Genomic DNA, 13,414 nt, shown 5'->3' on the forward strand with positions numbered 1-13,414 from the left:
GGCCTCCGTCATGTTGACACTGTAAAGATTGACGGAAAGGAATGGCCATGGCCGACGTTGTCGTGATCGATGGGCACCCCCACAAGGGGTCGCTGTGTGCCGCACTGGCTCAGGACCACGCGCAGGGGTTGCGCGAGGGCGGGGCCAGCGTGGAGGTGCTGGCGCTGCGCGACCTGCGCTTCGACCCGGTGCTGTGGGTGGGGTACAGCGAGCAGCAGGCACTGGAGCCCGACCTGAAGGCCGCGCAGGCGCTGATCAGCGCTGCGTCGCGCGTGGTGGTGGTGGCGCCGGTGTGGTGGGGGTCGGTGCCTGCGCTGCTGAAAGGCTTTTTCGATCGCACGCTGGAGCGGGGCTGGGCCTTCCGCTACCTGCAGAACGGCACGCCCGAGGGCCTGCTGGCCGGGCGCAGCGCGCGCGTCATCATGACCACCGACTCCCCGGGCTGGTACCTGCGCCTGCTGCAGGGCAACCCGACGGCCAACGCGCTGGTGCGCAGCACGCTGAAGTTCTGCGGCTTCAAGCCGGTGGACTTCACCCGCATCGGCCCGGTGCATGGGGCCGACGAAGTGCAGCGTGCAGCGTGGCTGGCGAAGGTGCAGGCCCTGGGCCGCAACGATGCCCGGCGCCTGGTGCGCGCTAGGCCACGGCCGGCGTCGGCGTCCCCAGCGAACGCAGCACGTCGCGGATGAACTGGGCGCGGTCTTTCGGTTCGGGCAGCGCCTTGTCGATGCGCAGCTTGTCGTTGCCGGCCAGCTTGATGTGGCGGTTCTTCTGCACCAGCTCGATGATGCGCATCGCGTCGATGGGCGGGTTCGGGCGGAAAGTGATGGCCATGCCCGCTGGGGCGGCGTCGATCTTCAGCACGCCGTAGGGCTTGGCGAGCACCCGCAGCCGGTGCACGTCGAAGAGGGTCTGGCCCTGTGGGGGCAGCTTGCCGAAGCGGTCGGTGATTTCTTCGAGCAGCGCGTCGATCTGGTCGGCGTTCTCGGCCGTGGCCAGGCGCTTGTAGAGGTTCAGGCGCACGTGCACGTCGCCGCAGTAGGCGTCGGGCAGCAGGGCCGGGGCGTGCAGGTTGATCTCGGTGGTGACGTTCAGCGGCGACAGCAGATCGGGCTCGCGGCCGGCCTTGAGGTCGCGCACGGCCTGCGCGAGCATGTCGTTGTAGAGCTGGAAGCCCACCTCCTGCATGTTGCCGCTCTGGCTGTCGCCCAGCACCTCGCCGGCGCCGCGGATTTCCAGGTCGTGCATCGCGAGGTAGAAACCCGAGCCCAGTTCCTCCATGCTCTGGATGGCCTCCAGCCGCTGTGCCGCCTGTTTGGTGAGGCCTTCCACGTCGGGCACCAGCAAGTAGGCATAGGCCTGGTGGTGCGAGCGACCCACTCGGCCGCGCAGCTGGTGCAGCTGGGCCAGGCCGAACTTGTCGGCGCGGCTGATGACGATGGTGTTGGCCGTGGGCACGTCGATGCCGGTCTCGATGATGGTCGAGCACAGCAGCACGTTGTAGCGCTGGGCCACGAAGTCGCGCATCACGCGCTCCAGCTCGCGCTCGTGCATCTGGCCATGGGCCACGGCGATGCGGGCCTCGGGCAGCAACTCGGCCAGCTTCTCGCGCCGGTTCAGGATGGTCTCGACCTCGTTGTGCAGGAAGTAGACCTGGCCGCCCCGCTTGAGCTCACGCAGCACGGCCTCGCGGATCACGCCGCTGCCCTCGTTGCGCACGAAGGTCTTGATGGCCAGGCGCCGCTGCGGTGCGGTGGCGATCACCGACAGGTCGCGCAGGCCTTCCAGCGCCATGCCCAAGGTGCGCGGGATGGGCGTGGCGGTGAGGGTGAGCACGTCCACCTCGGCGCGCAGGGCCTTGATGGCTTCCTTGTGACGCACGCCGAAGCGGTGCTCCTCGTCGATGATGAGCAGGCCCAGACGGGCGAACTTCACGTCGGGCGAGAGCAGCTTGTGGGTGCCCACGACGATGTCCACCGTGCCGTCGGCCAGGCCGTCGAGCGCCTGGCGCACTTCCTTGCCGGTGCGAAAGCGCGAGAGTTCGGCGATCTTCACCGGCCACTGCGCAAAGCGGTCGGACAGCGTCTGGTAGTGCTGCTCGGCCAGCAGGGTGGTGGGGGCCAGCAGCGCCACCTGCTTGCCGCCCGTCACCGCCACGAAGGCAGCGCGCAGGGCCACCTCGGTCTTGCCGAAACCCACGTCGCCGCACACCAGCCGGTCCATGGGGCGAGGGCTCACCATGTCCTGGATGACGGCGTGGATGGCGGCGTTCTGGTCGGCGGTTTCCTCGAAGCCGAAGCTCGCGGCAAAGGCTTCGTAGTCGTGCGGCGAGAAGCGGAAGGCATAGCCCTCGCGTGCGGCGCGGCGGGCGTACAGGTTCAGCAGCTCGGCGGCCGTGTCGCGCACCTGCTCGGCTGCGCGGCGCCTGGCCTTTTCCCACTGGCCCGAGCCCAGGCGGTGCAGCGGCGCCTCGTCGGCGCTCACGCCGGTGTAGCGGCTGATGAGGTGGAGCTGCGACACCGGCACGTAGAGCGTGGCCTTGTCGGCGTACTCCAGGTGCAGGAACTCGCTCGGGCCCCCATCCTGCCCGTTCGCCAGGTCGATGTTCATGAGCCCCTGGTAGCGCCCGATGCCGTGGTTGGCATGCACCACCGGGTCGCCCACCTTCAGCTCCGACAGGTCCTTGATCAGCGCATCGACGTTGCTGACCTGCTCCTGCTTCTTGCGCCGGCGCGCGGTGGGCGTGGCGGCGAAGAGTTCGGTTTCGGTGACGAACTGGAGGGCGGGCGCAGGCTCAGGGCGCACCCAGTGGAAGCCGGCGGCCAGCGGCGCCACGGTGATCGCGAAGTGCGCGTCGCCGGCCTCGAAGGCGGCCAGCGAATCGACCGTGGGCGGCTCGATCTTGTTGTCGCGCAGCAGCTCCAGCAGGCTTTCGCGGCGGCCGGGCGATTCGGCCACGATCAGCACGCGGTGCGGCGTGGTGCCCACGTGCAGTTGCAGGCGCTTGAGCGGTTCGGTGGCGCCGCGCTCGGCCGAGAGGTCGGGCAGGGGGCGGGCCCAGTCCACCGCGTCGCTGCCGCGCAGCGCCAGCTGGGCATGTGCGTTGGCCAGGCTGAAGAAGTCTTCCGGGCGCAGGAAAAGGTCTTCGGGTGGCAGCAGCGGGCGTTCGGGATCGTGCTGCAGGAAGCGTTGGCGCTCGCGGGTGTCGGTCCAGAAGCGTTTCAGGGCCTCGTCGATCTCGCCGTGCAGGGCGATGACGGCCGCCTCGCCCAGGTACTGGAAGATCGTGGCCGTCTCGTCGAAGAAGAGCGGCAGGTAGTACTCGATGCCGGCGGTGGCGATGCCGTTGCCGATGTCCTTGTAGACGCGCGCCTTGCTCGGGTCGCCCTCGATGCGCTCGCGCCAGCGGGCGCGGAATTTCGCGCGGGCGTCCTCGTCCATCGGGAACTCGCGTCCGGGCAGCAGACGCACCTCGGGCACGGGGTAGAGGCTGCGCTGGCTGTCGGGGTCGAAGGTGCGGATGGAGTCGACCTCGTCGCCGAACAGATCCACCCGGTAGGGCACGGCCGAGCCCATGGGGAAGAGGTCGATCAGTCCGCCGCGCACGGCGTATTCGCCCGGCGACACCACCTGGCTCACATGGGTGTAGCCCGCCAGGGTGAGCTGGGCCTTCAGCGAGGCCTCGTCCAGCCGTTCCTTCTGCTTGAAATGAAAGGTGTAGCCGGCCATGAAGGCGGGTGGCGCCAGGCGCACCAGGGCCGTGGAGGCGGGCAGCAGCACCACATCCACGTCCTTCTGCAGCACGCGCCACAACGTGGCCAGGCGTTCGGAGATGAGGTCCTGGTGGGGCGAGAAGGTGTCGTAGGGCAGGGTCTCCCAGTCAGGGAAGACCGCGCAGCGCAAGGCCGGGTCGAAGAAGGCGAGCTCGTCCTGAAGGCGCTGCGCATCGGCCGGCTCGGCGGTGACGATGGCCGTGAGGCGCTTCGCATTCGCCTGCTCCCGGGCAAAGCGGGCCAGCAGCAAGGCGTCGGCCGAGCCCGGCGGGCGGGGCAGGGTGTAGCGTTTGCCGGGAGACAGGGTGGGGATCAGCATGGGGGCGGCGCGACGAAAAGCAAAACGCCCCGACAGGGCGCTCCCCCGGGGCGAACGGTGGGCCGAATTATAGAATCCGGCTCCCCATGCTGATCTCCCACGAGCCTCCTCGCTGCTACGCCCTGGTGCCCTGCGCCGGCGTGGGTGAACGCTCGGGTGCCGCCGGCCCCAAGCAGTACGAAATGCTCGCCGGGCGCAGCGTGGTGGCCCACACCCTGGAGGCGCTGGCGGCCGTGCCGCGGCTGGCGGGCACGCTGGTGGTGCTGGCGCCCAATGACTCGCGCTTCGAGACCGCCGCCCCGGGCTTTGCCGGCTGGGTGGCCCGTGTGGGTGGTGCGAGCCGGGCGGCCTCGGTGGCCAACGGCCTGGCGGCGCTGGTGGAGCAGGGCGCCCAGCCCCACGACTGGGTGCTGGTGCACGACGCAGCGCGTTGCCTGCTGCGCCCCGAATGGGTCGATGCCCTGATCGACGCCTGCTTCGATGACGAGGTGGGCGGCCTGCTGGCCCTGCCGGTGGCCGACACGCTCAAGGAGGAGGCCGAGGGCCGCAGCGTGGCCACGCTGGACCGGCGCGCCAAGTGGCAGGCACAGACGCCGCAGATGTTCCGCCTGGGCCTGCTGCGCCCTGCGCTGGCGCATGGCGGCGACGCCGTCACCGACGAAGCCAGTGCCATCGAGGCCCTGGGCCACCGGCCCAGGCTGGTGACGGGGGCGCTGGAGAACTTCAAGATCACCTATCCCCAGGACTTCGTCCTGGCCGAGCGCCTGCTGAGGACACGCTGATGGACATCCGCATCGGAGAAGGCTGGGACACCCATGCGCTGGTGGCCGGCCGCAAGCTCATCCTGGGTGGGGTCGAGATCCCGCACCATCTGGGCCTGCAAGGCCACTCCGATGCCGATGCCCTGTTGCACGCGATCACCGATGCCCTGCTGGGGGCGGCGGCGCTGGGCGACATCGGCCGCCACTTCCCCGACACCGACGAACGCTTCCGCGGCGCCGATTCCTCGGTGCTGCTGGCCGAAGCCATGCGCCGCGTGCGCGAGCGGGGCTACGAGCTCATCAACCTCGACGCCACCATCGTGGCCCAGGCGCCCAAGATGGCGCCCCACATCCCGGCGATGTGCCAGCGCATCGCGGCCGCTCTGGGCTGCGGCGTGGAGCAGGTGAACGTGAAGGCCAAGACGGCCGAGAAGCTCGGGCCCGTGGGCCGGCAGGAGTCGATCGAGGCGCGCGCGGTGTGCCTGCTGCGTCGCGCCTGATCAAGGCGCCTTGCGCAGCCGGATGCGCGCCACGAGTCCGGTGTCGGGCGGTGGCGCATTGCTCAGCTCGAAGGTGCCACCCATGCGGATGATGGTCTTCTCGACGATGGCCAGCCCGAGCCCGGCGCCGGTGGCGGCGGTGCGGGCTGCGTCGCCGCGGAAGAAGGGTGTGGTGAGCTGGGGCAGTTTCTCCGGGGAGACGCCGGGGCCATGGTCGCGCACACTGATGATGACCCAGGGGCCAGTGCGCGCATAGGTGACCTGCACGAAGGCAACGCCAGTGTCCGCGCTGCGGGCGTAGCGACGTGCATTCTCGAAGAGATTGCCGATCACCCGACCCAGCTCGGTCTCGTCGGCCATCACCATGGTGTCGATCGCCACGCGCGACTCGATGCGGATCTGGCTGGTGTCGCGGAAGGCGGCGGCGGCCCGGTCGATCACGCCGGACAGGTGCACCGGCACGAGCTTGACCTCGCTGGGACGGGCGTAGTCCATGAACTTGTCGATGATGGCATCGAGCTGGTCGATGTCGGCGGCCATGTAGCGGCGCGCTTCTTCGTCCTGCACGCTCATCTCGGCCTCCAGGCGCAGCCTCGCCAGCGGCGTGCGCAGGTCGTGCGAGATGCCGGCCAGCATCACGGCACGGTCTTCCTCCACCTTCGCCAGCTCGCGGGCCATGCGGTTGAAGCCCTTGTTGACCTCGCGGATCTCGCTGGTCATGGTGTCTTCATCCAGGCGTGATTCGTATTCGCCCTCACGGATGCGGCTGGCAGCGAAGGACAGTTGTCGCAAGGGCTGGTTGATGAGCCGGGCCACGGCGGCCGAGCCGATCACCGTGGCCAGCAGGGCAATGCCCACCCAGACGAACCACGTCGAGCCTGTCACGGCCTCCAGGCGCCGGGGGTCGGCCTGCATCCAGTAGCGGTCGCTTTCGATGGCGAAGTCGATCCACAGGCCCGGGCGGCCGTTGACACTGGCGGCCACCACCGTGGTGGGGCCCAGGCGCGAGCGCAGTTCCTCGGCGATGCGGCGCGAGAAGCGGTCGGTGTCGAAAGGCACGTAGGTGTCACCCGGCTCGCGCGGCTGAACGCGGATGGCTTCCTGCTCGGTGATGGTCTTCAGCAGGGTGACCCGGTTGATGCTGTCGGTGTAGCGCAGGGCCACGCGCGACAGGTTGACCAGGCTGGCGAGCTGCTGCGCCGCCTGCACCGCGCGCGGCTCGAACTCCAGCGCGCGGAAAGTCTGCACCCAGGAAAAGATGCCGAACCCCAGCAAGGCCCCGAGCAGCATGAAGGTGCGCCAGAACAGGCTCAGGGTGACGCGTTTGCGGGCCATCGGTCAGACAAAAAGAAGCGGGGCGAAAGACGCCCCGCAGTATGCCGTCCCCAGGCGGGCTTCGTCTTCAGGTGGTGCCGTCCGGCACGAAGACGTAGCCCACGCCCCACACGGTCTGGATGTAGCGCGGCTGGGCCGGATCGGGTTCGATCATCTTGCGCAGGCGCGAGATCTGCACGTCCAGGCTGCGGTCGAAGGGCTCGAACTCGCGGCCACGGGCCAGCTGGGCCAGCTTGTCGCGCGACAGCGGCTGGCGCGGGTGGCGCACCAGGGCCTTGAGCATGGAGTATTCGCCCGTGGTCAGCGGAATGGCCTCACCTTCGCGCGTGAGGCGCCGTTGGGCCAGGTCGAACTCGAAGGGGCCGAACACCACGGTCTGAGCCTCCTTGGTGGGGGCGCCCGGCGCCTCCATGGCCGGGCGGCGGCGCAGCACGGCGTGGATGCGGGCCAGCAGCTCGCGCGGGTTGAAGGGCTTGGGCAGGTAGTCGTCAGCGCCCACCTCCAGGCCCACGATGCGATCGACGTCCTCGACCTTGGCGGTGAGCATGATGATGGGCGTCTGGTCGTTCGCGGCGCGCAGGCGGCGGCAGATCGACAGGCCGTCCTCGCCGGGCAGCATCAGGTCGAGCACGATCAGGTCGACCGTCTCGCGCGTGAGAACCCGGTTCAAGGCCTTGGCATCCTCGGCCAGCAAGACCTCGAAGCCCTCTTGCGTCAGGTAGCGGCGCAGCAGGTCGCGGATGCGGGCATCGTCATCCACCACCACGATCTGGTCGACGCGCGGGGCCGGGTTCTGGGTGGCTGTTGTCATCTAGGAACTCCCGAATTTGTAACAACGCGGGATTGTGAGGCGGCAAATCGGGCTCAAACGGCCGTTTTGACCAAGTGTTACAAATATTGCCACTCCGACGGGGCGACGGCAAACCCCTGAGCGACACGAGGTCAACGCCACGTCAACCCAGGTAAAGCCCAGGCAAAGCCGGGCTGGGACGTCGTCAGGGGGAGGAGGCGCTGCGTTAGCCTCTGGCCTGCACCACAACTCCTCAGGAAAGGACACCGCATGAAACGATCCCTCTCCCTGGCCAGCCTGTCGCTGGCCGCCGCGCTCGCCGCCACGCCGGCCCTGGCCCAGCAGACGGCCAACCCGTCCAACGTGGTGAGCTTCTCGACCAGCGCCAACCTGGAAGTGCCGCAGGACCTGCTCAGCCTGACGCTGAACACCACCCGTGAAGGCAGTGATGCCGCCACCGTGCAGAAGGCCCTGCAGCAAGCGGTGGAGGCGGCCCTGGCACAGGCCAAGCCGTCGGCGCAGGCCGGGGCGATGGAGGTGCGCACCGGCAACTTCTCGATCTACCCGCGCTACGCAAGCCAGGGCCGGATCTCGGGCTGGCAGGGCACGGCCGAGGTGGTGCTCGAAGGCACCGACGTGCCGCGCATCACCCAGACGGCCGCACGCATCAACACGCTGAGCGTGGCCCGCGTGGCCCAGGGCCTGTCACGCCAGGCGCGCGAAAAGCATGAGTCGGCCGTGCAGGCCCAGGCCGTGTCGCAGTTCCGGGCCAAGGCTCAGGACCTGGCCAAGCTCTTCGGCTTCAGCGGCTACGAGCTGCGGGAAGTGAACGTGTCGACCAACGAGCCGGGCATGAGCCCCATGCCCATCATGATGCGCGCCAAGTCGGACATGATGGCCTCCGAGGCGGCGCCCCTGCCGGTGGAAGCCGGCAAGGCGCTCGTCACGGTGACCGTCAGCGGCAGTATCGCGCTGACGAAGTAAAGCGACCCGCGGGCCGCCGCGCCGGGCCGCTCCCAAGCCAGGCCCGCCCCCTCACGGAGGGGTGGCCGTCGTACCCGGCGGCCGGGGTGCCGTCATCACTGCGCGACCCAGCCGCCGTCCATGTTCCAGGCCACGCCGCGGACATTGTCGGCGGCGCTGGAGCACAGGAAGACGGCCAGCTCGCCCAGCTGCTCGGGCGTGGTGAACTGCAGCGAAGGCTGCTTCTCGCCCAGCAGTTCGCGCTGCGCCTGTTCCACGCTGATGCCGCCCTGGGCCGCACGCGCGTCGATCTGCTTCTGCACCAGGGGAGTGAGCACCCAGCCGGGGCAGATCGCATTCACCGTCACGCCCGTGGTGGCCGTTTCCAGGGCGACGGACTTGGTGAAGCCCACGATGCCATGCTTGGAGGCCACGTAGGCCGATTTCTGAGCGGAGGCCACCAGGCCGTGCGCCGAGGCCACGTTGATCACACGGCCCCAGTTGCGCTGCTTCATGCCGGGCAGCGCCAGCCGGGTGGTGTGGAAGGCCGAGCTGAGGTTGATGGCGATGATGGCGTCCCACTTCTCGGGCGGAAAGTCTTCCACCGGCGCCACGTGCTGGATGCCGGCGTTGTTGACCAGGATGTCCGCGCCGCCGAAGTCCTTGGCGGCATAGGCCATCAGGTCGGCGATCTGCGCCGGCTGGCTCATGTCGGCACCGTGGTAGCCCACGCGCACGCCCGTCTTCGCCACTTCGGTTTTCGCCGCCTCGACGTCGCCGAAACCGTTGAGCACCACGTTCGCACCTTGGCGCGCGAGCGCCAGGGCCACGCCCAAGCCGATCCCGCTGGTCGAACCCGTGACCAGGGCCGTCTTGCCTTTCAACATATGGAGTCCTCTTTGCTATGGTTCAGGGAGAATCAGCGACAAGCCCATGAATTATCGGAGAGGAAGCCGCCCATGACGCAGCCGCGCCTTGATTTTGTGCAATGCCTGGACGCCTCAGGCTTGCACCGCATGGCCTACTGGGAGTGGGGCGACCCGGCCAATGGCCGCGTGCTGGTGTGTGCGCATGGCCTGTCGCGCCAGGGCCGGGACTTCGACGTGCTCGCCCAGGCCCTGTGCGACCGCTACCGGGTGGTGTGCCCCGATGTGGTGGGGCGGGGCCGGTCGGACTGGCTCGATGAACCCATGGGGTACCAGATTCCCACCTACGTGGCCGACATGGTCACCTTGCTCGCGCGTCTCAGGGCCGAGACGCTGGACTGGGTGGGCACCTCGATGGGCGGGCTGATCGGCATGGGTCTGGCTTCGCTGAAAGGCTCGCCGATACGCCGCCTGGTGCTCAACGACGTGGGGCCCACGATCGAGCCTGCAGCGCTCGCGCGCATCGGTACCTATCTGGGACAGGTGCATCGTTTCGAGACAGTCGAGGCGGCGGCCGATTATTTCTGGTCCATCTCCCAGGGCTTCGGTCCGCACACCCGCGAGCAGTGGCTGGCCCTGACCCGCCCCATGCTCAAGGAGGTGAACGATGACCGGGGGCGGGCCTATGTTCCCCATTACGACCCGCGCATCGCCGTGCCCTTCCACGCGACCACACCGGAGATGGCCGCTGCGGCCCAGGCCTTGTTGTGGCAGCGCTACGACGCCGTGCGGGCGCGCACGCTCGTGATCCGCGGGGCCCAGTCCGACCTGCTCACGGCACAGACCGCGCAGGCGATGTCCGAGCGGGGGCCGAAGGCCCGTGTGATCACCCTCCCCGGCGTGGGGCATGCGCCCACCCTGGTCGATCCGGCCCAGGTGGCAGTGATACAGGAGTTCCTGTCCGCGACATGAAGACCAGTCATCAGGATGCGGCGCCGCAGGCCGCACCCATCGTGCAATTGGCTGGAGGGCTGGATCAGCCCGGCCGGTCCGCTTCAATGCGCGGCCCCGGCATGGCCGAGGCCCTGGCGCAGGAGATGGCGCGGCTTGAACGCGCGCGCGCCTTCGCCGAACCCTTGCTGGCCGGGCAGCGGCTCGACACCGGCGAGGATGCGCTGGATCACGCCGCGGGCGTGGCCTCCATCCTGCGCGCCATCGGTGCCTCGCCCTCCCTCCTGGCGGCGGTCTATCTCGTCTATGTGGGCGAATACCTCAACAAGCCCGAGGACGTGATCGGCAAGGCTTTCGGGGCCTCGTACGCAAGCCTGGTGGCAGCCACGCGCAAGCTGGTGCAGATCCAGCGCAATGCCCGCGATGCGCTGGTGGACGAGGACATGCGCGCCGAGCAGACCGAACGCGTGCGCAAGATGCTGCTGGCCTTCTCGCGGGATCTGCGCGTGGTGCTGGTGCGGCTGGCCTCGCGGCTGCAGACGCTGCGCTACTACGCGCAGTCCAAGCGCGATTGCCCGCTGGTGCTGGCGCGCGAGTCGCTGCATGTGTTCGCGCCGCTGGCCAACCGCCTGGGCATCTGGCAGATCAAGTGGGAGCTGGAAGACCTGTCCTTCCGCTTCCTCGAGCCCGAGCAGTACAAGGCCATCGCGCGCATGCTCGATGAAAAGCGCATCGAGCGCGAGCAGGTGGTGGAGCAGGCCCGCCAGCGCCTGAGCGCGCAGCTGCGAGAACAAGGCATCCCGGCACTCGTGCAAGGGCGGCCCAAGCATCTCTACAGCATCTGGAAGAAGATGCGCGGCAAGCAGCTCGACTTCTCGGGGGTGTTCGACCTGCGCGCGCTGCGCGTCATCGTGCCCACCGTGCCCGACTGCTACGCCGCGCTGGGGCTGGTGCATGAACGCTACCGCCCGCTGCCGGAAGAATTCGACGACTACATCGCCAAGCCAAAACCCAATGGCTATCAGTCGCTGCACACCGTGGTCTACGACGAGCAGGGGCGCAGCCTGGAGATCCAGATCCGCACCCAGGCCATGCACGAGCACGCCGAGCATGGCGTGGCGGCCCACTGGGCCTACAAGGAAGCGGGCACCAAGGGCTACGCCGGTGTGAGCGCCGCCGGTGATTTCGAGGCCCAGGTGGCCGAGGCCCGCAAGGCCGTGCTGCGACAGCTCCTGGCCTGGGAGCGCGACTTCTCGGGCGAGGCCTCGACCACGGGATTCGACGACCGCATCTACGTTTTCACGCCGCAGGCGGCCATCGTGGAACTGCCTGCCGGAGCCACGCCGGTGGACTTCGCCTACACCCTGCACACCGACCTGGGCCACCGCTGCCGCGGCGCCCGCGTGGACGGCGCCATGGTGCCGCTGAACACGGCATTGCACAGCGGTCAGACGGTGGAGGTGGTGGCGGCCAAGGAGGGCGGGCCGTCCATGGACTGGCTCAACCCGGAACTCGGCTACCTGCGCAGTTCGCGCGCCAAGGCCAAGGTGCGGGCCTGGTTCAATGCCCTGGCCCAGCAGCAGACCATTGCCCGCGGGCGGGAGCTGGTGGAAAAGCTGCTCCAGCGCGAAGGCCGTACGGCCATGAAGCTGGAGGACCTCGCCTCGCAGCTCGGGTTCAAGAGCGCCGACGCGCTGTTCGACGTCGTGGGCAAGGACGAATACTCGCTGCGCAACATCGAGCAGTTGTTGCGTCCGGCCGACACGGTGCCGCAGCCCGACGATCAGATCGCTCTGCGCAAGCCCCGCAGCGAAGCACCCACCGGCAAGGGCGGCGTGCTGGTGGTGGGCGTGGAATCGCTGCTCACCACGCTGGCACGTTGCTGCAAGCCGGCGCCGCCCGACGCCATCGGCGGCTATGTCACCAAGGGCAAGGGCGTGGCGGTGCATCGCGCCGATTGCTCCAGCTTCCGCCAGATCGCCGGGCGTCACCCCGAGCGCGTCATCTCCGTGGCCTGGGGTCAGCCCTCCGGCGAGAAGGCGCCGGTCTATCCGGTGGACGTGGCGGTGGAGGCGCTCGACCGGCAAGGGTTGCTGCGCGACATCTCGGAAGTCTTCGCAAAGGAAAAGACCAACGTGATCGGCGTGAACACCCAGACGGTACGCGGCACGGCGTGGATGACCTTCACAGTCGAAGTGTCCGACTCGGCCCGGCTGTCGCAGGTGCTGGCGGCGGTGGCCCAGGTGCCCGGCGTGCGGGCGGCGCGGCGCCGCTAGCGTCGTACCGTGCCAAAAACGTGCTATAGTGTCGGACTTCTTAGGCGCGTAGCTCAGCTGGTTAGAGCACCACCTTGACATGGTGGGGGTCGTTGGTTCGAGTCCAATCGCGCCTACCAAGATGCAAAGCCCCGCAGCGACCCTGCGGGGCTTTTTCCTTGGCGCGAGCCTCGCACAGGCTGGGGGCATCGTGGGGAAACCCCCTTGCGGGGTTCGAGCTGCGAACCCATAGAATGACTTCTCGCTGTGCACTGTCGTGCACTGTCCCGGTTGTTGGAGACCCCTCACATGGCACAGGCCAAACGTGGTGCTGCCGCTTCCGGCGGCGCAGGCGCCGCATCCGTGCGCACCCTCAAGAAGTACCCGAACCGCCGCCTCTATGACACCGCCACCAGCAGCTACATCACCTTGGCCGATGTGAAGAAGATGGTGCTGGCCGGCGAAGAGTTCGTTGTGCGCGACGCCAAGACCAACGAGGACCTCACGCGCAGCATCCTGCTGCAGATCATCCTGGAGGAAGAGTCCGGCGGCGTGCCGATGTTCTCCACCACCATGCTGGCCGACATCATCCGCTTCTACGGCAACGCCATGCAGGGCCTGATGGGCTCGTATCTGGAGAAGAACATCCAGGCCTTCGTCGAGATGCAGAACCGCTTCGCGGAACAGTCGCGGGGCATGGTCGAGGGCAACAAGGGCTTCTCACCCGAGTTGTGGGCCCAGTTCATGAGCGTCCAGACACCGATGATGCAGGGGCTGATGAGCAACTACCTCGAGCAGTCGAAGAACGTGTTCGTCCAGATGCAGGAGCAGATGCAGAAGCAGGCCGGGACGCTGATGCCGGGCTTCCCGGGCTTCACGCCTCCCAAACGCTGATCGTCGC

At 68.4% G+C, this 13,414-nt stretch carries 11 protein-coding genes and 1 tRNA gene; 8 read left to right on the top strand and 4 right to left on the bottom strand.

Annotation, left to right across the window (positions count from 1 at the left end):
* Positions 1-47 precede the first annotated feature (47 nt).
* Positions 48-689 carry an NAD(P)H-dependent oxidoreductase gene (locus C1704_RS08805; protein WP_170064658.1) on the top strand — a complete coding sequence of 214 codons (642 nt, stop codon included), beginning with the start codon at positions 48-50 and terminating at the stop codon, positions 687-689.
* Here C1704_RS08805 and mfd read toward each other — a convergent pair.
* On the bottom strand, positions 637-4,092 hold the full coding sequence (gene mfd, locus C1704_RS08810; protein ID WP_104302351.1) for a transcription-repair coupling factor: 3,456 nt from the start codon (positions 4,090-4,092) through the stop codon (positions 637-639). The two genes, C1704_RS08805 and mfd, sit on opposite strands and share 53 nt — an antisense overlap.
* 86 nt (positions 4,093-4,178) lie before the next feature.
* Here mfd and ispD point away from each other — a divergent pair, with 86 nt between their 5' ends.
* Together ispD and ispF are read left to right on the top strand one after the other, a co-directional pair.
* Positions 4,179-4,874, top strand: coding sequence for a 2-C-methyl-D-erythritol 4-phosphate cytidylyltransferase (ispD, locus tag C1704_RS08815; RefSeq protein WP_104302352.1), 696 nt, complete (start codon positions 4,179-4,181; stop codon positions 4,872-4,874).
* Entirely contained in the window at positions 4,874-5,353 is a 480-nt protein-coding gene (ispF, locus tag C1704_RS08820) for a 2-C-methyl-D-erythritol 2,4-cyclodiphosphate synthase (protein ID WP_104302353.1), read from the top strand. Before ispD ends, ispF begins: the two co-directional genes overlap by 1 nt.
* Here the strand turns inward: ispF and C1704_RS08825 are convergent, their stop codons facing one another.
* Both C1704_RS08825 and ompR read right to left on the bottom strand, forming a co-directional pair.
* The gene (locus tag C1704_RS08825) at positions 5,354-6,688 is read right to left on the bottom strand and encodes an ATP-binding protein (protein WP_104302354.1); all 1,335 of its coding nucleotides are present in this window, start codon (positions 6,686-6,688) and stop codon (positions 5,354-5,356) included.
* A gap of 67 nt (positions 6,689-6,755) precedes the next feature.
* Positions 6,756-7,499 carry an osmolarity response regulator transcription factor OmpR gene (gene ompR / locus C1704_RS08830; protein ID WP_104302355.1) on the bottom strand — a complete coding sequence of 248 codons (744 nt, stop codon included), beginning with the start codon at positions 7,497-7,499 and terminating at the stop codon, positions 6,756-6,758.
* A 249-nt stretch (positions 7,500-7,748) separates the two neighbouring features.
* Here ompR and C1704_RS08835 point away from each other — a divergent pair, with 249 nt between their 5' ends.
* On the top strand, positions 7,749-8,462 hold the full coding sequence (locus C1704_RS08835; RefSeq protein WP_104302356.1) for an SIMPL domain-containing protein: 714 nt from the start codon (positions 7,749-7,751) through the stop codon (positions 8,460-8,462).
* Positions 8,463-8,557: 95 nt separating this feature from the next.
* Here C1704_RS08835 and C1704_RS08840 read toward each other — a convergent pair whose 3' ends face one another.
* The gene (locus C1704_RS08840; protein ID WP_104302357.1) at positions 8,558-9,328 is read right to left on the bottom strand and encodes a 3-hydroxybutyrate dehydrogenase; all 771 of its coding nucleotides are present in this window, start codon (positions 9,326-9,328) and stop codon (positions 8,558-8,560) included.
* A 72-nt stretch (positions 9,329-9,400) separates the two neighbouring features.
* Here C1704_RS08840 and C1704_RS08845 point away from each other — a divergent pair, with 72 nt between their 5' ends.
* The 4 genes from C1704_RS08845 to phaR all read left to right on the top strand — a co-directional run bounded on the left by C1704_RS08845 (position 9,401) and on the right by phaR (position 13,407).
* A complete protein-coding gene (locus tag C1704_RS08845; RefSeq protein WP_104302358.1) occupies positions 9,401-10,279 on the top strand; it encodes an alpha/beta fold hydrolase in 879 nt (292 codons plus the stop codon).
* Positions 10,276-12,534: a RelA/SpoT family protein gene (locus C1704_RS08850; RefSeq protein WP_104302359.1), complete on the top strand. Its 2,259-nt coding sequence runs from the start codon at positions 10,276-10,278 to the stop codon at positions 12,532-12,534. The genes C1704_RS08845 and C1704_RS08850 overlap by 4 nt, the downstream gene beginning before the upstream one ends.
* 42 nt (positions 12,535-12,576) lie before the next feature.
* Positions 12,577-12,653, top strand: a tRNA-Val gene (locus tag C1704_RS08855).
* A 169-nt stretch (positions 12,654-12,822) separates the two neighbouring features.
* Positions 12,823-13,407, top strand: a complete 585-nt coding sequence (gene phaR, locus C1704_RS08860) for a polyhydroxyalkanoate synthesis repressor PhaR (RefSeq protein ID WP_104302360.1) — start codon at positions 12,823-12,825, stop codon at positions 13,405-13,407.
* The last annotated feature ends 7 nt before the right edge of the window (positions 13,408-13,414 follow it).

The organism is Caldimonas caldifontis, assembly GCF_002930615.1.
GTDB classification, from domain to species: Bacteria; Pseudomonadota; Gammaproteobacteria; order Burkholderiales; family Burkholderiaceae_C; genus Caldimonas; species Caldimonas caldifontis.